The 19726-nt window shown below is 73.4% G+C and carries 20 protein-coding genes; 5 read left to right on the top strand and 15 right to left on the bottom strand.

From position 1 onward, the window contains the following. Positions 1 to 94 precede the first annotated feature (94 nt). From ACFXHB_RS29235 to ACFXHB_RS29250, 4 genes are all read right to left on the bottom strand, one after another. Positions 95 to 1435: a M14 family metallopeptidase gene (locus ACFXHB_RS29235; RefSeq protein ID WP_380577674.1), complete on the bottom strand. Its 1341-nt coding sequence runs from the start codon at positions 1433 to 1435 to the stop codon at positions 95 to 97. A 156-nt stretch (positions 1436 to 1591) separates the two neighbouring features. Continuing rightward, positions 1592 to 2371 carry a hypothetical protein gene (locus tag ACFXHB_RS29240; protein WP_380577675.1) on the bottom strand — a complete coding sequence of 260 codons (780 nt, stop codon included), beginning with the start codon at positions 2369 to 2371 and terminating at the stop codon, positions 1592 to 1594. Next, positions 2368 to 3684: a 2-isopropylmalate synthase gene (locus tag ACFXHB_RS29245; RefSeq protein ID WP_380577676.1), complete on the bottom strand. Its 1317-nt coding sequence runs from the start codon at positions 3682 to 3684 to the stop codon at positions 2368 to 2370. The genes ACFXHB_RS29240 and ACFXHB_RS29245 overlap by 4 nt, the downstream gene beginning before the upstream one ends. A 234-nt stretch (positions 3685 to 3918) precedes the next feature. Continuing rightward, complete coding sequence (locus ACFXHB_RS29250) at positions 3919 to 4146, bottom strand: hypothetical protein (protein WP_380577677.1); 228 nt, start codon at positions 4144 to 4146, stop codon at positions 3919 to 3921. Between the two features lie 182 nt (positions 4147 to 4328). On the opposite strand from ACFXHB_RS29250, the gene ACFXHB_RS29255 reads away from it, so the two are divergent. After that, complete coding sequence (locus ACFXHB_RS29255; protein WP_380577678.1) at positions 4329 to 5165, top strand: hypothetical protein; 837 nt, start codon at positions 4329 to 4331, stop codon at positions 5163 to 5165. Positions 5166 to 5211: 46 nt separating this feature from the next. Here ACFXHB_RS29255 and ACFXHB_RS29260 read toward each other — a convergent pair whose 3' ends face one another. Both ACFXHB_RS29260 and ACFXHB_RS29265 read right to left on the bottom strand, forming a co-directional pair. Then, entirely contained in the window at positions 5212 to 6258 is a 1047-nt protein-coding gene (locus tag ACFXHB_RS29260; RefSeq protein ID WP_380577679.1) for a cytochrome P450, read from the bottom strand. Between the two features lie 78 nt (positions 6259 to 6336). Continuing rightward, a complete protein-coding gene (locus ACFXHB_RS29265; RefSeq protein ID WP_380577680.1) occupies positions 6337 to 6654 on the bottom strand; it encodes a tryptorubin family RiPP precursor in 318 nt (105 codons plus the stop codon). A 387-nt stretch (positions 6655 to 7041) separates the two neighbouring features. On the opposite strand from ACFXHB_RS29265, the gene ACFXHB_RS29270 reads away from it, so the two are divergent. Then, positions 7042 to 8334, top strand: coding sequence for a serine hydrolase domain-containing protein (locus ACFXHB_RS29270; RefSeq protein ID WP_380577681.1), 1293 nt, complete (start codon positions 7042 to 7044; stop codon positions 8332 to 8334). A 112-nt stretch (positions 8335 to 8446) separates the two neighbouring features. On the opposite strand, the gene ACFXHB_RS29275 is transcribed toward ACFXHB_RS29270, so the two are convergent. The 5 genes from ACFXHB_RS29275 to ACFXHB_RS29295 form a co-directional block, all read right to left on the bottom strand. After that, positions 8447 to 9442: an aldo/keto reductase gene (locus ACFXHB_RS29275; RefSeq protein ID WP_380577682.1), complete on the bottom strand. Its 996-nt coding sequence runs from the start codon at positions 9440 to 9442 to the stop codon at positions 8447 to 8449. A 222-nt stretch (positions 9443 to 9664) separates the two neighbouring features. Continuing rightward, positions 9665 to 9994 carry a hypothetical protein gene (locus tag ACFXHB_RS29280; RefSeq protein ID WP_380577683.1) on the bottom strand — a complete coding sequence of 110 codons (330 nt, stop codon included), beginning with the start codon at positions 9992 to 9994 and terminating at the stop codon, positions 9665 to 9667. Between the two features lie 118 nt (positions 9995 to 10112). After that, positions 10113 to 10403 (bottom strand): SHOCT domain-containing protein, encoded by a 291-nt coding sequence (locus ACFXHB_RS29285; RefSeq protein WP_380577684.1) that lies wholly within the window; start codon positions 10401 to 10403, stop codon positions 10113 to 10115. A 66-nt stretch (positions 10404 to 10469) separates the two neighbouring features. After that, positions 10470 to 10919 carry a DUF6325 family protein gene (locus tag ACFXHB_RS29290; RefSeq protein ID WP_380577685.1) on the bottom strand — a complete coding sequence of 150 codons (450 nt, stop codon included), beginning with the start codon at positions 10917 to 10919 and terminating at the stop codon, positions 10470 to 10472. A 194-nt stretch (positions 10920 to 11113) separates the two neighbouring features. After that, positions 11114 to 12778, bottom strand: coding sequence for a hypothetical protein (locus ACFXHB_RS29295; RefSeq protein ID WP_380577686.1), 1665 nt, complete (start codon positions 12776 to 12778; stop codon positions 11114 to 11116). Positions 12779 to 13199: 421 nt separating this feature from the next. Here ACFXHB_RS29295 and ACFXHB_RS29300 point away from each other — a divergent pair, with 421 nt between their 5' ends. The 3 genes from ACFXHB_RS29300 (at position 13200) to ACFXHB_RS29310 (ending at position 16895) form a co-directional block, all read left to right on the top strand. Beyond that, entirely contained in the window at positions 13200 to 13541 is a 342-nt protein-coding gene (locus ACFXHB_RS29300) for a hypothetical protein (RefSeq protein ID WP_380577724.1), read from the top strand. A 110-nt stretch (positions 13542 to 13651) separates the two neighbouring features. After that, positions 13652 to 15277, top strand: coding sequence for an MFS transporter (locus ACFXHB_RS29305; protein WP_380577687.1), 1626 nt, complete (start codon positions 13652 to 13654; stop codon positions 15275 to 15277). Positions 15278 to 15500: 223 nt separating this feature from the next. After that, complete coding sequence (locus tag ACFXHB_RS29310; RefSeq protein WP_380577688.1) at positions 15501 to 16895, top strand: aminopeptidase P family protein; 1395 nt, start codon at positions 15501 to 15503, stop codon at positions 16893 to 16895. Positions 16896 to 16944: 49 nt separating this feature from the next. Here the strand turns inward: ACFXHB_RS29310 and ACFXHB_RS29315 are convergent, their stop codons facing one another. The 4 genes from ACFXHB_RS29315 to ACFXHB_RS29330 all read right to left on the bottom strand — a co-directional run bounded on the left by ACFXHB_RS29315 (position 16945) and on the right by ACFXHB_RS29330 (position 19724). Next, entirely contained in the window at positions 16945 to 17871 is a 927-nt protein-coding gene (locus tag ACFXHB_RS29315; RefSeq protein WP_380577689.1) for an LLM class flavin-dependent oxidoreductase, read from the bottom strand. A 298-nt stretch (positions 17872 to 18169) separates the two neighbouring features. Next, complete coding sequence (locus ACFXHB_RS29320; protein WP_380577690.1) at positions 18170 to 18373, bottom strand: DUF6368 family protein; 204 nt, start codon at positions 18371 to 18373, stop codon at positions 18170 to 18172. After that, entirely contained in the window at positions 18370 to 18591 is a 222-nt protein-coding gene (locus ACFXHB_RS29325; RefSeq protein ID WP_380577692.1) for a DUF6368 family protein, read from the bottom strand. Before ACFXHB_RS29325 ends, ACFXHB_RS29320 begins: the two co-directional genes overlap by 4 nt. 401 nt (positions 18592 to 18992) lie before the next feature. After that, positions 18993 to 19724 carry an SDR family oxidoreductase gene (locus ACFXHB_RS29330; RefSeq protein ID WP_380577693.1) on the bottom strand — a complete coding sequence of 244 codons (732 nt, stop codon included), beginning with the start codon at positions 19722 to 19724 and terminating at the stop codon, positions 18993 to 18995. Between the last annotated feature and the right edge of the window lie 2 nt (positions 19725 to 19726).

Genomic DNA, 19726 nt, shown 5'->3' on the forward strand with positions numbered 1-19726 from the left:
GCCGGCCCGCGGGGGCGGGTCGCCCCCCCGGGGGGCGGGGGGCCCCCCCCGGCCGGGGGCCCGGGCGCCCCCGGGCCGGTGCGGCGCTCCCGGTTCAGGAGGCGATGCCGCAGTACTGCTGCTGCTTGCCGATCGCGCGGTACATGCAGTCGGCCGTCTCGACCAGCCGCAGCACGGCCTCGCGGTTGCGGCTGGTCTCGCGCCCGATCACCTCGTCGGGCGGGTAGAAGCCGCTGCTGCCGTTCGGGCCCGGGTACATCTCGAAGGTGTACGCGAAGATCCGCTGCGCGCCCCACAGCCAGTCGTCGATCGCGCCGTCGGTGATGTACAGGTCGCTCGACTGCTCGGGCGTGTAGCCGTTGGTCCCGGCCATCGTCGTGCCGAAGGTCGCGAAGGTGTCGTACTCGTCGGCGGTCATCCCGGTGGCCGTGTTGGCGGTGGTCCAGCCGAACGGCCAGAGCACCAGCTGGCTGTAGGTGTGGAAGTCGATCGCGGCGGTGATCTGCTGCTTGCCGCCGACCACGCGGGTCCGGACGAAGTCGGCGACCACCTTGGTCTCCTTGGCGGACTCCGGGGCGGCGCCCCGGTAGGTCTCGCTGGAGGTGGAGCCGGAGGAGCCGCCGCAGCAGCCCCACTTGTAGTCCCAGTTGCGGTTCAGGTCGGTGCCGACGTTGCTGCTGCCGGCGTTCGGCTGGCGGTCCTTGCGCCAGCTGCGGTAGCGGCCGGTGGCGATGTCGTACTCGCCGCCGTCCGGGTTGAGGTCGGGGATCACCCAGATCTCCCGGCTGTTGACGGCGTTGGTGATCCGGCTGTCGCTGCCGTACTTGTCGCCGAACTCGTGCAGCAGATAGAGCGCCATCTCGACGGTGAGGTGCTCGCGGGCGTGCTGGTGGGCGGTGAACAGCACCTCGGGCTCGTTCTCGTCGGTGCCGACGTTGTCGCTGATCTTGACGGCGACGATCGGCCGGCCCTCGTAGGAGGTGCCGATGACGCGCTTGCTCATGATGGCGGGGTGCGCCGCCACGACGGCGTCGATGTCGGCGGAGGCCTCCGCGAAGTTGTGGTAACCGGAGTCGGCGGACGGGAAGTCGTACACCGCCGCGCCGACGCCCTGTTCGCCGGCCCCGGCGCCGTACGTCGGGTTCGGCAGCGGGCTGGGGGACCAGCCGAGCGCGCGCAGGCGGTCGGCCTCGGCGGGGGTGGCGGTGACCACCACCGAATCGGTCCGCACCGCGTCGACGGAGGCGCCGGTGGCGGCGACGGCGGTGCGTTCGGCGACGGTGCGGGGGCCGTCGAGGACGTACTGCCGGGCGGTGTCGGCCGCCGCGGCGGTGACCGGGTGGGCGGCGACCTGGGTGGTGAGGGGCGAGGCGAGTGCGAGAGCCAGTACCGCGGCGGTGACCGCGGCGGGCTTCCCTCGGCGGGGCAGTCGCATGACTGTCCTCCTGTGGGGGGTCCGTAGGGACGGAACAGGGGAGGAGCTGCGGCGCGCGCCAGCATGATGGTCCGTCAGTGTCATGCAATCGTCAAGACGGTGGGCGGTGGTCGGTCCGTTCGGGCCGCGTGGTGCGCCGCGGGCGACGGGCGGTAGTCAGCCGGTCCGGCCCTCGTGCCGGTCGTCGCCGGGGTCGCCGGCGGCCCAGGAGTCCGGTGTCCCGTAGGCGGTGCGCAGGTGGCGCAGATAGCCGGCCGCGCCGCCGTGGCGGTGGTCCTGGGCGCCGTGGCGGTACAGGTCGAGGCCGCCGCCGGGGTGCAGGCGCAGGGTGGTGGTCGCCCGGCGCGCCGGTGCCGGTCCGGTGGCGGGGAGGTCGCCGAGGGGGAGGCCGGTGGCGGGAAGGTCGCCGGTGCCGAGGACGGCGGTGCCGGCGGGGAACATGGCCAGGGCGTCGGCGGCGCTCTCCGCGGGGGGCCTGCCGGTCCGGTTGGCGCTGCTGACGTACAGCAGCGGGAAGGGGGCGAGGAGTGGGCGCAGGGGAGCCCAGCGGGCTCCGAAGAGCAGGGCCCAGCCCGCCTGGGCGGCCGGTGCCAGCCAGTCCGGCGGCGGGCCGTCGGTGCGCAGCGGGACCAGGAGGGTGAGGTGCTCCTCGGCGAGGAGGCGATGGGCCAGGGCGGCGGCGGAGGCGTCCAGGGCGAGGGCTTGGCGGAGCGCCGCCAGGGTGTCCGGATGGTGGGCCCAGAGTGCCACCGGTTGGGCGACGGGGCGGCCCTTCGCCGCGTTGACGGTCCCGGGCGCGGTGGCGGCGACCACGCCGGTCAGTGGCGCCGGGTTGGGCAGGACGACCGCCGCACCCCGGTCGAGGGCGCTGCGGGCACCGGGCAGGCCGACGTTGCCGGTGTCCGCCGCGCCCCGGTGCGCGGTGTCCCGGTTCACCGGGCGGCCCCGGTCGCGGTGACGGGGAGCACGGGGACGGCGGGTGCGGGGGCGGGGATCGCGCTGCCGGCGGGTGCGGCCGCCGCGGGGCCGGCGAGGCCGTCGAGGTAGGCGGCGAAGGCCTCGTCGTCGACGACGGCACGGCCGGTGCGGAACGCCCGGGACTTCACCCAGGCCATGGCGGTCCCCGCCTGCTGCCGGTCGAGGTCGTGGCCCAGTCGGGAGGCGACGGCGGTGACCACCCGGGCACTGGCCAGCTGGGTGAGCACGACGCTCGGGGCGATGCCCAGGAGCTGCTCCGGGTCGTAGGGCTGGAACAGTCGGGGATGGACGAACGGCGTGCCGGTGGAGATCGTGCCCACCCCGGGGCCGACCACCGGGGTGGTCACCGTCAGGGGCACCCCGGTCTCCGCGCCGACCATCCGGGCCACGGCGGGCAGCCGGGTGAGGTCGGGAGGCGTCCACCACGGCTCGGCGGTCTGGCCGCCCAGGAGCTGCGCGGCGCGCTCGGGGCGGTGCGCGAGCAGGAGCAGCAACTGCTCCGTGGCGACCATGCCGGAGCGCTCCGCGATGCCCAGCCAGGCACTCGACACCACCCGTACGCCGGCCCGCAGTGCCTCAAGGGTGTTGGCCAACCCCAGTCCGAGGTCGTTGTGCAGGTGCGAGGCCAGCACCACGTCATCGGTGCAGGCGGCTCGGACCCGGGAGAACATCGCCGCCGCGTCGGAGGGGAGTTGATCGCCGACGGTGTCCGCCAGGACCACCACGCCGGCGCCCGCCGCCGTCATGCGCTGGGCGGCGGCGGCCACCAGGGCGTGGTCGGCCCGGCCGGCGTCCGCCAGACAGACGTCGACGGCGACCCCGTCGTCCAGTTCCCGAGCGTCCTCGACCAGCGTGACGCCGCCCTCCAGGGCCTCCCGGGCGGTGCGATGGACCATCACCTGCGCCATCGCCTCGGAGGCCGGGACCACCACCATCACCCGGGCGTGGGCGCTGCCCCGGACCGCCGTGACGGCCTGCCGCACATCCGCCGCCGCGCCCCGGCAGACCGCGGCCACGCTCACCGCTCCCTCGGCCTCCACCGCCACCCGGCGTACGGCCTCGAACTCCTCCGCGCACACCGCCGGGAAGCCCGCCGCGAACACCACGTGGCGGGGTCCGTCCGCCCCGAAGATCCGGCCCTGCTCCAGGGCCAGCCGCACCCGGAAGTCCGCGCTCATCAGGGTCTTGGCCTGGGCGCCGTCGCGAGCCGACTCCTCCCAGATCACCACCCGGCCCGCCAGGGCCGACTCGCGCACCACGTCCCGTGCCATTGCTCCCCCTCGTGCCGGTCGTCGCCCCGGCCGCGCCGTGCGGCTGACGGCGCTCCGGGCCTGCGTCCGAGGGGCCGGGGGCGCAGTGATCGTCGCACCGTGGGGCGCGGGCGTCCGGCCGGTGTGCTTCCGGTTCACTCGTTCGAGTGAAGAGCGCGCGTCGCAGTCCTGACCTGGTGGGTTCCGCAGCGAGAATCGCGCGTCTTCCGCAGGTCCGCCGGGGGCCGATGGTCGTCAGCGGCCGGTGCCGGGGCGCTCCGCCGGTGGCTCGTCGTCGTCCGGCGCCGGTGCCACGGCCGCCGAACTCCCGTAGAGGTCGTCGTCGCCGCTGTGGGAGGCCGCCGCGCGGGCGGCCTTGCGACCGGCTGGCCTCGAACGCCCGGTGAACAGGTCGTCGGGCGCTGCCTCGCTCATCCCGGACAGCGGGTCCGCCGCGCTGTCCCGTTCGTTTCCGCCGGTCATCGGATGCTCCTGCCCTCCGCCGCTCCGGACACCGCCGATCGTACTCCGGGTGGTGGCGGCGCCGGCGCCGCCGCAACGGCCCCCGGGGCGCGGTCCGGGGTGGCTCCGAGCTGCGAGGACGGGGCTTCCGGCGGGCGGGCGGCGGTGGGTAGGTTGGTGGTCACCGACCGAGGAGTTGCGCCGTGCCCGCCCGCCCCAGCGTTCTGTTCGTGACCGATCTCGCCTACCAGGCTCGTGGCCGGCGGTACTGCGACGAGGACATCGGGCTGTCCGCCCGGCTCCGGGCCGACTTCGACATCGCGCTGAGCCACCCCTTGGACGCGGCCGCGCTGATGGACGGCTTCGACGCGGTGGTGGTCCGCAACAGCGGGCCCGTCCTGCACTACCAGGAGCGGTACGAGGCGTTCCGGGCCGCGGCCGCGGCGCGCGGTACCCGGGTCTACAACCCGCTCTCCGGCCGCGGTGACATGGCCGGCAAGCAGTACCTGCTGGACCTGACCTCGGCCGGGTTCCCGGTGATCCCCACCGTCGACCGGGCCGAGGACCTCGGGCGCCTGCCCGCGTCCGCTCAGTACGCCGTCAAGCCGAAGGCGGGCGCGGACTCCATCGGCCTGACCTTCGTGACACCGGACCGGCTGTCCGGCCTCGCCTACGGCGACATCCTGGTCCAGCCGCGCATCGACTTCCGCTACGAGGTGTCGTTCTACTTCGTCGACGACGAGTTCCAGTACGCCCTCCACGCCCCCGATCCGGACCGGCGCTGGGTGCTGGAGCCGTACCGGCCCACGGACGCGGACCTGGGCTTCGCCCGGCGGTTCATCGACTGGAACACCCTGGACCACGGCATCCAGCGGGTGGACGCCTGCCGGACCCCGGAGGGGGACCTCCTCCTGGTCGAGCTGGAGGACCTCAACCCGTACCTGTCCCTGGACCGCGTCGCGGAGCCGACCCGGGAGGCCTTCGCGACGGCCCTGACGGACTCGCTGCACCGCTTCCTGGAGACCCCGCACCGGGACTGAGGCGGGACCCGCGCGACCTGGGCCGCGCGGGTCCGGCACCGGCTGGTCAGGGGCGGACCAGCCGCACGTCGGAGACTTCGAGCAGGCCGTCCAGCTCGACCTTGCCGACGGTCTGGCCCGGGTCCACCACGAGGCCGTCCCGGCGCACGATGTCGAGCAAACGTTCGGCCAGCGGCATCACCATGTGGCGCCCCCAGCAGCGTTCGTTGACGTGGCCGAACGGGAGGTAGCCGGGGTGGTCGTCGGGGTCGAGGCCGGCCCAGCGCTCCGGGCGGTAGGTGTCGGGGTCGTCCCACAGGCGCGGGTCGCGGTGGCTCAGCAGCGGCAGCAGCAGGATGTCGTCCTTCGCGCCGATGCGGTCGTCCACGGCGGGGAACTCGGGGGAGGCCACCCGCAGGATGTTCCAGGACGGCGGCAGCAGCCGGAGGGCTTCATGCAGGACGTCCCGGTTCGAGACGCCGTCGTCGAAAGGCGATCCCAGCCAGAGCGCATTGGTCACGAGGGCGGACACGGTGAAGCAGATCGGCGCCGCCACCCGCCGGTAGAGATACATGGCGTAACGTCGGTCGGCATATCCCTCGGCATTCAGGACGCGCGCCGCGAGATTGGACAGCGGTACTTCCGAGCCGGGCTTTCCGAGCATGGCCGTTCCGGAGGCGACGGCCGCCCAGGTCAATTTCGGAGTGAGTTCCAGCCGGCGGTCCACGAGGACGCGGAATCGGAAACTCTCGCGGCCGAAGACGAGGTCCCGGAGATGGACGTGGGCGACGTGCGGCCATTTTCCGGTGAGGTCGACATCGTCGCCCAGGGGCTTCTTCAGGGCGGCCCGGACATCGGCGGAGACGGCCTGCATGAGCGCGGACGCGTCCGCCCGGGTGACGGACCTGCCCTGCACGGGCTTGAAGGTCGGGCGCTCGGCGTCGTTGGCGGGCCTGCCCCGGAGCAGGCTGTCCATCAGGTCGGCGCCGGCCACCCCGATGGTGTCGGGCTCCAGGCGGAAGAGGTCGGCCCCGCGGTGCGTGCGGAGAAGTTCCTTGAGCCGCGGTGCGAAGACGGTGGCCCGGGCGCTCCTGCCCGTGCTGGACATAGGCATCGGTGAACTCCAAGGGTGAAAGGCCCGGCCCGGTGAGACAGGGCTCACCGGGCCGGGCCCGGTAGGCGAACTACCCGATTAGATCCAGCCGTACCAGGCGTAGGCCTTCAGGCTCTTCTCCGGCATGACCTTCTTCACGAAATGCACGAGCTTCATGACAGTACCTCCGTCTGACGGTGAACCGGACGAATTGCTTTGATGGTTCGACGGGTCGCGGTTGTTCGGCAGAATTCTGCGATCCGCTTCTCGTCGACCCGAAGTGAAGCCCGGCGGCGAAAAGAGCGTCAAGTGACGCAGCTCACGCGCCGGCCGGCGGTTCGCCAGGTTTCGCGGCCGGCCGCTGCCGATTTCCCGTGGAACGACGGAAAAGGTCCGGATTGGGCGGGTCGTGCGCATCGGGGCGGTTGTCGGACCGGGGTGGCCGGGCGTCCGTGCTGGTCGGGGCCGTGCGCGGGGTGTCGGCCCGGTGAACGGGCGGCGTCCGGCGTTCGGCGGTGGAGGGTCGCGAAGGGGATGGCGGGTGCCGACCGAACGTTAGGTCTGCCCGTTCGGGCACGTCCGCTGCCCCGGCGAACCGGAGTGCGGCCCTCCGCGTGACGGCGTACCGTCACACCGGTGTCACCAACTGTCGTCGCCCGGTGGGTCGCGGGCGGCCGACCGGGCACCGCGGCGCGCGATCCGAGGTGATCGGCCGTCAGTTCCTGTCGTGTTCAGGAGGATATGATCTTGGTCCGCGCGCGGGACCCGCCGTGCGAGGGACCGACGAATCAGGGGAATCCGCCGATGGTGAAGATCAGGCTCGCGCGTTCGGGAGCGGTGGCCGCGGCCGCCGCCCTGCTGATGGCCGGCGTCGGAGCGGGCACCGCGGTGGCCGCGCCGGTGCCGACCGCGCCGCCCGTCCCGGACACGACCGCTGTGCGGGCCGCCCTGCAGAACACCCTGAACGCGGGGGCGCCCGGCGCCTTCGCCGTGATCAGGGACCACGGCAGCGGCGAGCTCGCCTGGTCGCTGACCCTGGGCAAGGCCGACCTCGACGGCAGCCCGATGAAGGCCAACCGGCAGTTCCGGGTGGGCAGCAACAGCAAGATGTTCGCCTCGGTGCTGGTGATGCGCCTCGTCGAGCAGGGGCTCATCGACCTGGACCGGCCGCTGCGCGAGTACCTGCCGCAGGGCACCCTGCCCGAGGGCTGGACGATGACCGGTCGTCAGGTGATGCAGCACCGCGCGGGCATCTACGACCACACCAACGACCTGCTGGAGCAGGCCGGCGAGGAGACCACGAGCGCCTTCGAGGCGCGGATCCGCAACACCGTCTACGCGCCCCAGGACCTGGTGGCCCTCTCGGTCAAGCACGGTGTGCAGTACACCCCGGGGACGAAGTACGCGTACTCGAACACGGACTACGTGCTGATGGGGCTCGCGATCGAGCACCTCACCGGGCGCGCCTACGGCGATCTGCTGCGCGAGGAGATCATCGAGCCGCTGAATCTGCGTCAGACCTCCTTCGTGGTACCCGAGAAGGCCATCGCGGGGCCGCACATTACCGGCTACCTGACCAACGACGACCGCGGCAAGCCGCTGCTGGACTCCACCGAGCAGACCGCCTCCTGGCTGTGGAGCGCGGGCGGGGTCATCTCCTCGGCCGGCGACATGGACCGCTTCCTCACCGCGCTGCTGGCCGGCAGCGCCGGGGGCCTCGTCTCGGACGACTCGCTGAAGCAGATGACCAGCGTGCTCCCCACGCCCACGGCGAAGATCAGCTACGGCCTCGGTGTCCGGCAGATCGCCCTCTCCTGCGGGAACGTCTTCGGCCACGGAGGCATCGTCCAGGGCTTCCAGACCCAGAGCTTCGTCACCCCCGACGGCCGGCGCAGCGTCGTGGTGTTCGCCAACGCCTCCAACAACGGGGCCGTCACGACGGGCCTGATGGGCGTGCTGGAGCCGGCCTTCTGCGGCAAGCAGCCGGCCGCCGCGGCACCCCGGTCGGCGCTGACCTCGCCCGCCGGCGGGGCGCAGCGCGACGCGGCCGGTGCGGCCGACAGGACCGTTCCGGTGGTGGAGGACACCCGGATCTGACCGGTGGGCGGCGGCGGGCCGGGGCACGCCGCGGTCCGCCGCCCCGGTCCGCTGCCGGTCCGCTGCCGGTCCTGCCCCGCTTCGCCCCGCCCCGGTCCGGCGGGCAAGGAGCTCAGGCCCAGGGCAGCGCGGCGCGCGTGTGCCAGTACGCCTCGGCGGGCTCGGCCAGCGGTGCGAGCGCGGCCAGGTCCGCCGGAGCGAGGCCGATCCCGGCCGCCGTGAGGTTGGAGGCCAGTTGCTCCACGGTGGCCGCGCCGGAGAGCACCACGTCGGCCCAGGGCTGGGCGGCGGCCGCGGCCAGGGCGAGCGCGTCGCAGGAGGCGCCGGTGCGGGTGGCCAGCGCGCGCAGCGCGGCGGTGTCCGGGCCGGTGGCGTTGCGGTCGGCGAGCCGGCCGTTGGCCATGCCCTCCTTCACCACCACCAGCCAACCCGCCGCGTGCGCCTCGGCGAGGGCCGGTCCGGCGGATGGCTCCAGCAGGTTCCAGGTGGACTGGACGGCGGCGAACAGCGGCCGGCCCTGCGCCGTCACCTCCAGCGCGGCCCGGACGGTGGCGGCCTGCGCCGGACCGCTGGTGGACAGGCCGATCCGGACGCCGTCGGCGGCCAGTCGCGCCAGCCGCGCGTGCAGCGCCGGGTCGGTGAGCGCCGGGCTGTCGGGGGTGACCGAGTGCACCAGGTACACCTGCGGCCACGCACCCAGCAGCGCCCTGGTCTCCTGGACCTGACGGTCGAACACCGCCGTCGAATGCTCCTTGACCTCGTGCACCGCCACCCCGGTGGCGCGCCAGTCGGCGGTGTAGGTGTAGCCCCACTTGCTGCCGACGACCACGTCGGGCGCGGCCTCCGGACGGGCGGCGAGCCACTGGCCGACGAACTCCTCGGCACGGCCGTAGGAGCGGGCGGTGTCGAAGTAGCGCACCCCTGCCGCGTAGGCGGCGTCGAGCAGGGCGTGCGTCCGCTCCCGCAGCGCCTCGACATCGCGCCCGGCCGGCAGGTCGAGGTCGCGGCCGAGCGTGATGTAGCCGGGCCGCCCGACGGCGGCGGTGCCCAGGCCGAATCGCGCGAGCGACGGTCCGGCGGCTGGTCCGGTGGCGGGGGCGGTCGGCATGGCGGGGGTCCCTTCGGCGGCACGGGTGCGGTGGCGGTGGTTCGCCCACCCGCCCGCGACCCTATCCGTCGCCGCCGGAGCACCCCTGATCTGGGCCGACTCCGTGACCTGGTCCGACCACGTGGCCCGGTCCGATGGCGCGGCCCGGTCCGAGTCCGCGATCCGGTTCGACCCAGCCCGGATGCCGACGGCCTCGCCCCGGGGCACGGCGGCCGGGGTCGGTCAGCCGTACCAGGAGGCCTCGGTCGGCCGCGCCCGGTGGGGCACGTCGCGCGGGGGCATCGGCAGCCGGGCGTCGCCGTCGACGAGCGTGGCGCTCGGCAGGCCCCGGATCGCGCCGGGCAGTTCCACCTCGACGGTGATCGTGCGCGGCGGGTCGGTGGGCAGCGTGGTGGCCAGCGAGCGCCGCTCGGCGTGGTGGCCGTGGACCGGTTCGACGACGACCTCCTTGCCGTCGACGAGGAGCTCCACCTCCCGCGTCCCGGCCAGGCGGACGCCGACGGTGACCGAGCAGTGCGCGTGCTCGCGGTGGAAGTGGTATTCGCGGCTCATGGGACCGCCTCCCTGTCGCGGCGGACGAGGGTGCCTCGCGTCCATCCTGGCACCGGCACGGGTGCGGGCGCCCCCGGGGTGCCGTGCCCGGCCCGGTGCTGGGGCCGGGCACCGTCGGTCAGGAACCGAGCAGGCGGGCCTTCTGCGCCTCGAACTCGGCCGCGGTGAGCACACCCTGGTTCTTGAGCTCGCCGAGCTGCTTGAGCTGGTCGAGCTTGGCGGACATGTCGTCGGGCTGGGCGGCCGGTGCCGGAGCCGGCGGGGGCGCGTAGGCGGGCTGGGCCGGCGCCTGCGCCGTCTCCTGCTGGGCCCAGCGGCCGGCCTGCCGTCGGGAGACCCGGTTGGAGACCGCGGTCGCGGTCCCGGCGACGACGGCGGTACGGGCGACGCCGCGAAGAAGTCCTGGCATGGTGCACCTTCCTGACTCTCGGGGTGGGCCGACTCCCGGGGTGGGTCGCCCGGGTGTCCGACGGGATCAGTTCCCGTCCGTGCCCTCGGCCGCTTCGAGGGAGGCGAGGACGGCCTGGACGGGGATCCGGCCGTCGGCGACCAGGCGCGCTCCGCCGCGCCGCAGGGCGGCGGCGAAGGGGCCCGCCCAGGCGTTCTCGTAGACCAGGATGCCGGCGGAGCTACCTGCTTCGAGGACGGCGCCGGCCTGGGCGAGGTCGTCCTCGTCGAGCAGACCGGAGGAGACGCCCTCGAACACGGTCAGGTCGAGTTGGCCGTCACCGTCGAGGTCGGCGAGTTCGATACCGGTGACCGATCCGTCCGCCTCCTTGCGGACGAAGACCAGGTCGAGGATGCGGATGATGCCCCGGTCGACGAGGTCGACCAGCAGCGGCAGCCCCTCACCCGTCATCCGGTTGCCGGGGAACTCGACGACGATGTAGTCGATCGGTCCGGTCTCGTTCAGCTCGTCGCTCACGTGGATTCCTCTCCGGCCGGTCGGGTGGAGGATGCCGGCCGACGCCGTGGCGGTGCCCGCCCGGGAGGGTGGCACGGACACAGGGCCGCTCCCGTCACCGGGGGGCTCCCGCTCCTGTCATTCCAACAGGGCCGGTACGACCGCGCATCTCGGCCGGGTACGGGAGCCGGCGGTCGGTCGGGGCCACCGGGCGGTCAGGTGCCGGCGTGCGGTCCGGTGCCGGCGGTCGGTCCGGTGCCCGAGACGCTGCCTGGGCCGGTGGGGGGACGCGCGGCACCGTCTGCGCCGGGCCCGGGGGCCGGGCCGGTGTCGAGCAGCTCCCGGATCAGGAAGGCGAGCAGGACGACCAGGGTGATCCACAGGACCACCACCGTGGTCGGGTAGTTCCAGGTGGCCAGGACGACCGCCGCCACCGCGAGGATCAGCGCGCCGAGCCACTTCTTGAAGCGGTGGACGAACGGCCCCACCGGGCCGAGCCGCAGCCCGATGCCGAACAGCACGTCGCGCAGGGCGTCGACCATGCGGCGGCAGGCGGTGCGGATCGCGACGGCGGCCTTCGAGGGGCCGATCACGAGCGCGCCCAGGGCGGTGACGACGGCCACCGCGAAGACCACCCGGACGCTGGCGCGCATGAACCGGATCAGGGTGTCGTAGACCGCGCCCGCCGCCGCCTGGCTCGCGCCCGGTGGGAGGTGGTCGAGGTAGAAGGCGCGGAAGACGGTCAGGACGATCCCCAGCAGCAGCATGGCGAGCGCCACGCCGGTGGCCGCGCCGACCAGGGCCCGGCGCCGGTTGGCCGCGAGGAACACGCCGCAGGCGGCCACCACCACGGTCACCAGCGGGAGCCAGGAGCCCATGATGTCCAGCAGCCGGAAGTACGTCTTGATCTTGCCGATGTCCTCGGACTGGAAGACCACGAAGTCGGTGTGGACCTCCGGGATCTTGGCGGCGACCCCGAGGCCGGCGTTCACCAGCTCGGTCTTGACCCGGTCCACGATCGGTGCGATGTCGATGCCGACCTGGTTGTTGGTCAGCGTGATCGCACCACCCCCCTTGCCGGTCAGGGCCTTGTCGAGGGAGGTGTGGATCACCCGGTTGGCATCGACCCAGATCGTCTCGAAGGCGCTGCTGGTGACCACCCGGTCGACGGTGGAGTGCACCAGGTTGGTGAGGCCGCTGGTGATCGGCGCGCTCAGGTTTCCGATCAGGTTCGCGAGCTGGGGCGGCACGCCCTGTTCGGCAGCCGCGTCGGAGAGTTGCTTGACCAGGGCCTTCACGTCGATCTGGTCCAGGACGACCTGGGTGACCCGGTTGGTGACGGCGTCCTGGACCGCGGGTTCGGTGGCCAGCGGCGCGACGGTGGCGACGTAGCGGTCGGTGTTGCCCACGATGTCGCTCGTCCAGACCGCGAGGACGGAGAGCAGGGACAGCAAGGACGCGATGACGATGACCACCACGGACCCGGAGGTGCGCAGCCGGTGGTGTTCCCGGTGCTTGGGCGGGGTGGCGGCCTCCAGCGCGGCGAGCCGGGCCTTCAACTGCTCGACCTCGTCCGCCGGTTCCGGAGTGGGCCGCGCGGTGGGGGGCAGCGGCGGCGTGACCGGTGGCGGACTGACCGGTGGCGGGGTGGTGGGCTTCGTCGAGGGCGTCGAGGGCGTCGAGAGTGCCGAGGGCTCGGTGGGAGGCTCGGTGGGGGGTGGAGTGACCGGCGGCGGGGTGGTGGGCTTGGCCGAGGGCTCGGTGGGAGGCTCGGTGGGAGGTGGAGTGACCGGCGGCGGGGTGGGGTGCGGGGGCCGGTCGCCCGTGGGCTCGGCTCCGCCCGCCGCGGTGGGATCCGCTCCGGAATCCGTCGGGGCCATCGCCACTCTCCCTGGGTCGGACGCTTGCCCCGCCGGGGAGCGCACGTGGTTGTAGCTCCTCTCCAGCAGAGCCGCGCCCGCCCCGGCCCACCAGCGGGCACGGCCGGACGGGTGGCGGTCACCGGTCGGTCGCCGCCCCCGGGGAGCGGTCGCCCGGGCGGCCCCGACCGGTCGGCCGGTGGGATCCGGCACGGGGAGCGCGTCCGGCACCCGTGTGGAACGCTGGAATGCGGAGCTGCGGCCGGGCCCGGACCGATGGGCCCGCGGGCTCCCCGAGAGTTCGGAGGCCCCCATGGCCGGCAACCTCAACACGCCACCGCCCGCAGCCGCCGAGCCGCCACCGCCCGCGGGCGTCGGCACGGGCTCGGGTTCCTCGGGGCACTTCCTGAGATCCGGCTGGATCGTGCTGGCGGGGGTTCTGATGGTCTTCGGCGGGACGATGGCGATCTTCGAGGGGATCGCGGCCATCGCCAAGGACGACATCTTCGTCAGGACCAACGACTACGTGTTCCGCTACAGCCTGACCGGCTGGGGCTGGATCCACCTGATCCTCGGCATCGTCATCGTGCTGGCCGGGGTCATGGTGTTCACCGGAGCGGTCTGGGCACGCGCGGTCGGCGTGGTCCTCGCGGGGCTGGCCCTGATCGCCAACTTCCTGTGGCTGCCGTACTACCCGTTCTGGGCCATCACCCTGATCGCCGTGAACATCTTCATCATCTGGGCCCTGTGCGCGGGCACGCTGCGCGGGCGCGACGTGGTCTGACCCGCGGCACGCCGTCGTGACCGGCGCGGGGGCGCCGGTCACGGGCCAACCGGCTGACTTCGCGGTGTGTCGGGTGGGCCCGCCCGCCGGCCGCGGGGACGATGCCCGCCATGGCACCCACAGCAGGCACGTCCGGCAGGTCCGCCGTCGCCGGGTTCGTCCTTCCGACCCTCGCGGCCGGACAGTTCCTGATGGCGCTCGACAGCTCCGTCATGAACGTCTCGATCGCGACGGTGGCCGAGGACGTGGGGACGACGGTCGCCGGGATCCAGGGCGCGATCACCGCGTACACCCTGGTGATGGCGATGTTCATGATCCCGGGCGGCAAGGTCGGCGTGCTCATCGGCCGTCGGCGGGCGTTCATGATCGGCTGCGTCATCTACGGCTGCGGATCGCTGACCACGGCGCTCGCACCCGATCTGACCGTGCTGCTGATCGGCTGGTCGTTCCTGGAGGGGGTCGGGGCGGCGCTCATCCTCCCGTCGATCGTGGCGTTGGTGGCCGGAAACTTCGCCGTCGAGCGCAGACCGGCCGCCTACGGGTTCGTCGCCGCGGCGGGAGCGGTGGCGATCGCGCTGGGCCCGCTCATCGGCGGCATCGCGACGACGTACTTCTCCTGGCGCTGGGTGTTCGCCGGCGAGGTCGTCATCGTGCTCGTCATCCTGCTGTTCGCCCGCCGGCTCGCCGACGCCCCGACCGGCGACCGGGCCCGGATCGACCTGGTCGGCGCGGTGCTCTCCGCCCTCGGGCTCGGGGCCTTCGTCTACGGGGTGCTGCGCTCCAGCGCCTGGGGGTGGTTCCTGCCCAAGCCCGGCGCGCCCGGCTGGCTCGGCATCTCACTCACGGTGTGGCTGCTGCTGGCCGGTCTGCTGCTGATCCTGCTCTTCCTCCGCTGGGAGGCCCGCGTGCTGGCGCGCGGCGGAGAGCCGCTGATCGACCCCGCGCTGCTCCGCAACCGCCGACTGACCGGCGGCCTGACGATGTTCTTCTTCCAGTACTTCGTCCAGATGGGCGTGTTCTTCGTCGTGCCGCTCTACCTGTCCGTCGCCCTGGGCCTGTCCGCCCTCCGGACCGGGGCCCGGCTGTTGCCGCTCTCGCTGGCCCTGCTGGCCGCCGCGATCCTGATCCCGCGCCTGTTCCCGGACGTCTCGCCGCGCCGGGTGGTGCGGCTCGGGACGCTCGGCCTGCTCGCGGGCGCCGTCGCTCTGCTGGCCGCGCTCGACGCGGACGCGGGGGCGGAGATCGTCACCCTGCCGCTGTTGTTGATCGGGCTCGGGATGGGCGCGCTGGCGTCGCAGCTCGGCGCGGTCACGGTGTCCGCCGTCCCGGACGAGCAGAGCGCGGAGGTCGGCGGCATCCAGAACGCCGTCACCAATCTCGGCTCCTCGATCGGCACCGCGCTCGCCGGCGCGATCATGATCGCCACGCTGACCAGCTCCTTCCTGAGCGCCGTCGAGCAGAGCCCGGTCGTTCCGGACGAACTCGCCGGCCAGGCCGTCGTCCAGTTGGAGAGCGGCGCGCCCTTCCTGTCGGACGTCCAGCTCCGGACGGCTCTGGAGGAGGCCGGCGCGAGCCCGGAGGTCACCCAGGCGGCCCTCGACGCTAACGCCGCCGCGCGGCTCGACGGGCTGCGGGCGGCCCTGGCGATCCTCGCGCTGACGGCCCTCGTGGCGCTGTTCTTCACCCAGCGGATTCCGGCCGCCCAGTCCGGTGCGGTCGAGACGGCGGGTGGGTAGGGGGGCGGGCTGTCCTGCTGCTGTCGAGCCGCGCTGTCCTGCGTCCGTCTGTGCCGGCGCCGCGCCCGACCCCGCGCCCGGCCCCTGCCTGGGCGATTGCCTCCCCGATCTGGATGTGTCACATGTGAAATGGTAGTTTCGCCGTGAATCGGACTGCGGCGATCGGAGACATGTGATGGAGCAGCAGGGCGGGGCGCGTGGAACCGGGAGCCACGATCGCGCCATGTCGGCCGCGTTGACGGAGCACCTCCAGCAGGGCTGGGCGGACACCGGGACGACGCTGCCGCTCCTTCCCGGCGCGGCCTTCGCCGCCAAGCGTCGCGCGGCGCTCTCCGCACGCTTCCCCGGTGAGCGGATCGTCGTCCCCTCGGGCGGGTTCAAGGTCCGCAGCAACGACTTCGACTACACCTTCCGACCGCACTCCGCGTTCGTCCACCTCACCGCGGAGCAGGGGACGCGGGCCGTCCCGGACAGCGTCCTCGTCTTCGAGCCCACCGGGAGCGGGCACGAGATCACCCTGTTCACCCGGCCGCGTTCGCCGCGCGACGGCGGGCCGAACAGCGCCGAGTTCTACAGCAGCCGCCAGCACGGCGAGTTCTGGGTCGGGCGGCGGCGGACGCTCTCGGAGACCTCCGACGCCCTCGGCGTCCAGGCGGCCGCCCGCGACGACCTGGAACGGGCACTGGCCGGACACCTCCCGACCCGGGTGGTACGCGGCGAGGACGCGCTGGTCGACGCGCTGGTCCGGCCGGCCCGCGAGGCCGAGGCCGAGCTGCTCACCTTCCTGGCGGAGTCGCGGCTGATCAAGGACGACTGGGAGGTCGAGCAGCTGCGGGCGGCCGTCGGGTCCACGGTGGCCGGGTTCCACGACGTGGTCGGCGAGCTGCGCCACGCCACGGGCCTCGCGCGGGGCGAGCGCTGGATCGAGGGCACCTTCAACCGGCGGGCCCGGCTCGACGGTTACGGCCTGGGCTTCGAGACCATCGCGGCGGCCGGCGCGCACGCCTGCGTCCTGCACTGGATGCACAACGACGGCCCGGTGCGCGACGGCGACCTCCTGCTGCTGGACGCCGGCGTCGAGGCCGACTCCTTCTACACCGGCGACGTCACCCGGACGCTGCCGGTCGGCGGACGCTACACCGAGGTCCAGCGCCGGGTGTACGACCTGGTCTTCGCCGCCCAGTCGGCGGGGATCGCCGCGCTGCGGCCCGGTGCCCGCTACGGCGTCTTCCACGACGCGGCGATGAGCGTGATCGCCGAGGGCCTCGACGCCTGGGGGCTGGCGCCCGACGGCGGGCCGTCCCTGGCGGAGTCCGGCCTGTACCGCCGGTTCACGCTCTGCGGCTCCGGGCACATGCTGGGCCTGGACTGCCACGACTGCGCCGCCGCCCGCAGCCAGACGTACCTGGACGGCACCCTGGAGGTCGGCCACGTCCTGACCGTGGAGCCCGGCCTGTACTTCCAGCCCGACGATCTGACGATCCCCGAGGAGCTGCGCGGGATCGGCGTGCGGATCGAGGACGACTTCCTCATCACGGCCGACGGCGCGCAGTGGCTGTCGTCGGGCCTGCCGCGCGAGGCGGACGAGGTCGAGGCCTGGATGGCGTCGCTGCGGTGACCGCGCGGGGGCCGGCCGGGCCGGCCCCCGCGCCCGCGGCGGGCTGCGCTCAGGACCGCCCGAACTCGCCGCCGTGGGCGGCTGCGATCTCCTCCAGGACGTGCGCGGGCGTGGCGAAGGCCCCGGACTCGCGCGGGTAGTGGACCACCAGCTCGGTGAACCCCAGCTCCGCGCAGCGCCCCGCCACCTCCTCGAAGGCCGCAGCCGACCGCATCGTCGGCAGCGGCGAGAACCCGGTCAGCAGTGTGCGGCCCAGCGACTTCGGGTCGCGGCCCTCCGCCTCGCACGCCGCGTCCAGGCTCTCCAACCGGTGCGCGAGCAGGGCCCAGGTCGAGGCCTCCGTCAGTTCGGCGTCCCTCGGCGCGTCCGCGTCGTCGGTGACGGCCCAGGCCGCGCCGTACCGCGCCACGGTCCGCATGCCGAGCGGGCCGCTCGCCGCCAGCAGGAACGGCACCCGGGGCCGCTGGACGCAGCCGGGCTCCAGCCGGGCGTCGATCGCGTCGAAGTGCCGCCCGCGGAACGTGGTCCGGGGGCGGCCCTCGGGTGCCCCGGTCAGCAACTGGTCCAGCAGCTCCACCGACTCGCGGAACCGGCCGCCGCGCTCCTTCAGCGACCAGCCCCTGCCCGGCTCGCCCTGGCCGAGCACGATGCCGTCGGCGTCGGGCGCGCCGGCGCCGTAGCCGAGCACGAACCGGCCCCCGCTGATGGTGTCCAGCGTCATGACGTCCTGCGCGAGCGGCACCGGGTGGCGGAAGTTGGACGACGAGACCAGTGTGCCGAGCCTGATCCGTGCGGTGGTCGCGGCGACCGCCGCGAGGGTGGGGACGGCGCCGTACCAGGCGCCGTCCGGCAGCCCGCCCCAGCTGATGTGGTCGTAGGAGTAGGCGGTGTGGAAGCCCAGCTCCTCGGCGCGGCGCCACATCGGGGCCGCCTCGGGGAACGGCCGGTCGGGGAGGATGCAGACGCTGATGTGCACGGGGGACTCCAGACGGTGGGTGGGTTCGCCGGCCCCGCCGGCGTGGGGTGGCATCCTGTCAGAGCCCCGCACTCCGACGGCGGACCCGCTGATTTCGGCCTCGGCGGTATGACTGGAAGCGACGGGTGGCGGATGGCCCGAGTGTCCGTACAGGTGGCAGAGTGATGTGCCGACAGTAGATGGCGGACAGGCGAGCGTGGCCTGCTCGGGCCCCGACCCGCTGAGCCGCTACGCGGCTCAGCGCAAGCGCTTCCTCCATCATGGCGACCTGCTCCCAGAGAAGATCGACACTGAGCAGCTACTTGATCAAGTGGAAGTCGGGATGGTGCAGCCAGGCTTCCAGGAACTCCACGTCTCCCACGTGTCGAAACCACCGCCCCCCGCCCCAGGTGTCATGGGAAACCTCCGCGAGCCTTCCGGGGAGGGTTGACGCCAGTGCTTTCGCCCGTGTCAGGACTGCCTCGTTGCTCGTGTCGTCTCCTGCGGTGGGGTGGCCACTCAAGAGGCCGTCGAAATCGACAGGAAGAACACGCCGACGCCGGCCGGGTCGAAGGCCCCCAGGCCCAGGGCCGCACCGTCTCGCACCCAGAAATCCACGTCGCCGTCGGCCGTGCTCTCCACCGGCTCGCAGAATGTCCGCAACCACGGGACCACATCGGCCAGGATGTCGGCGAACCCGTGCGGTTCGAAGAGCCACAGTCCAACTGCCGGTCCCGCCATGCCGCCCCCAGAGCCTCGGGGCCCAGGTGCCACCAGGACCTGGTTGTACCAGGCTCTGGAGGCAGACGCCCGGTCGTTTCCAAGAATCGGCTCGCCCAAGACCGATTCCAGCGCCGGGGCGCTCCGGCTTCGAATGATCGTGACCGAGTGCCAATCAACTTGTCACGGATCGGACTTGTGGCAGGAAGTGGTAGCTGGAACCGCTGTGCGGTGGTGACCTGGCGATCCGGATCCCCGGGGGACGATGGCTGGAGCCAGGAGCGGTGCGGAACGTTGCCCCAAGCGCCGACTGCGTCGGCCGGGGCGGCCGGGGCGGCCGACGCAGTCGATCAACCTGTTCGAGACGCGCGGGCGAAGCGGCCTCGTCCTGGTGGCTGCGCGGGCGATGACCGCCGCGCACCTCACCAGGGCACGACGCCGGCGTCCTCGAAGAACTGGCCCGTCGGGCCGTCGTCCGGCAGGGTCGCGAGTGTGATGGCGATGGCCGCGCCCTGTTCGGGGGTGCGCACGCCCCGGAAGCCGTTGAGGTCGGTCGCGACGTAGCCGGGGCAGCCGGCGTTGATCAGGATGTTCGTGCCGCTCAGCTCCCGGGCGTACTGGACGGTGACGGCGTTCAGGAACGTCTTCGAGGGCGCGTACGCCACGGCCACCGGACCTGTGGTCGGCTCGCCGGCGGTCCCCGACTGGCGGGTGAGGGAGCCGACACTGCTGGACATGTTCACGATCCGCGGTGAGGCGGAGCGGCGCAGCAGCGGCAGCATGGTGTTGGTGACGCGGATGACGCCGAGCACGTTGGTCTCCACGACCGTCCGGACGGTGGCGAGGTCGACGCTGGTGGGTTCCTGGGGCATGCCGCCCGCGACGGCGGCGTTGTTGACGAGCACGTCGAGGCGCCCGGCCTGTTCCTCGATCACCTGAGCGGCGGTGGTGACGCTCGCGTCGTCGGTCACGTCCAGCGCCACGCCGAACGCGTCGACGCCGGTCGCGCGCAGCTTCTCCACCGCGGCCTCGCGGCGCCGGTCGTCGCGGGCGCCGACGCCGACGCTCCAGCCGAGGGCGCCCAGGCCTGCGGCGATCTCGTAGCCGATTCCCTTGTTCGCGCCGGTGACCAGCGCGATCGTTCGTACGTTCATGG

It is taken from the genome of Kitasatospora sp. NPDC059327 (assembly GCF_042752535.1).
Classification (GTDB): Bacteria; Actinomycetota; Actinomycetes; order Streptomycetales; family Streptomycetaceae; genus Kitasatospora.

What these genes read in the sequence shown, in the direction of transcription:
- ACFXHB_RS29330 (WP_380577693.1), bottom strand. Translation starts at nt 19,724, where the DNA reads ATGAACGTACGAACGATCGCGCTGGTCACCGGCGCGAACAAGGGAATC.
- ACFXHB_RS29325 (WP_380577692.1), bottom strand. Translation starts at nt 18,591, where the DNA reads ATGGCGGGACCGGCAGTTGGACTGTGGCTCTTCGAACCGCACGGGTTC.
- ACFXHB_RS29260 (WP_380577679.1), bottom strand. Translation starts at nt 6,258, where the DNA reads ATGCCTATGTCCAGCACGGGCAGGAGCGCCCGGGCCACCGTCTTCGCA.
- ACFXHB_RS29295 (WP_380577686.1), bottom strand. Translation starts at nt 12,778, where the DNA reads ATGGCCCCGACGGATTCCGGAGCGGATCCCACCGCGGCGGGCGGAGCC.
- ACFXHB_RS29265 (WP_380577680.1), bottom strand. Translation starts at nt 6,654, where the DNA reads ATGCGCACGACCCGCCCAATCCGGACCTTTTCCGTCGTTCCACGGGAA.
- ACFXHB_RS29310 (WP_380577688.1), top strand. Translation starts at nt 15,501, where the DNA reads ATGTCGGCCGCGTTGACGGAGCACCTCCAGCAGGGCTGGGCGGACACC.
- ACFXHB_RS29275 (WP_380577682.1), bottom strand. Translation starts at nt 9,442, where the DNA reads ATGCCGACCGCCCCCGCCACCGGACCAGCCGCCGGACCGTCGCTCGCG.
- ACFXHB_RS29235 (WP_380577674.1), bottom strand. Translation starts at nt 1,435, where the DNA reads ATGCGACTGCCCCGCCGAGGGAAGCCCGCCGCGGTCACCGCCGCGGTA.
- ACFXHB_RS29250 (WP_380577677.1), bottom strand. Translation starts at nt 4,146, where the DNA reads ATGACCGGCGGAAACGAACGGGACAGCGCGGCGGACCCGCTGTCCGGG.
- ACFXHB_RS29300 (WP_380577724.1), top strand. Translation starts at nt 13,200, where the DNA reads ATGGTCTTCGGCGGGACGATGGCGATCTTCGAGGGGATCGCGGCCATC.
- ACFXHB_RS29245 (WP_380577676.1), bottom strand. Translation starts at nt 3,684, where the DNA reads ATGGCACGGGACGTGGTGCGCGAGTCGGCCCTGGCGGGCCGGGTGGTG.
- ACFXHB_RS29285 (WP_380577684.1), bottom strand. Translation starts at nt 10,403, where the DNA reads ATGCCAGGACTTCTTCGCGGCGTCGCCCGTACCGCCGTCGTCGCCGGG.
- ACFXHB_RS29305 (WP_380577687.1), top strand. Translation starts at nt 13,652, where the DNA reads ATGGCACCCACAGCAGGCACGTCCGGCAGGTCCGCCGTCGCCGGGTTC.
- ACFXHB_RS29270 (WP_380577681.1), top strand. Translation starts at nt 7,042, where the DNA reads ATGGTGAAGATCAGGCTCGCGCGTTCGGGAGCGGTGGCCGCGGCCGCC.
- ACFXHB_RS29280 (WP_380577683.1), bottom strand. Translation starts at nt 9,994, where the DNA reads ATGAGCCGCGAATACCACTTCCACCGCGAGCACGCGCACTGCTCGGTC.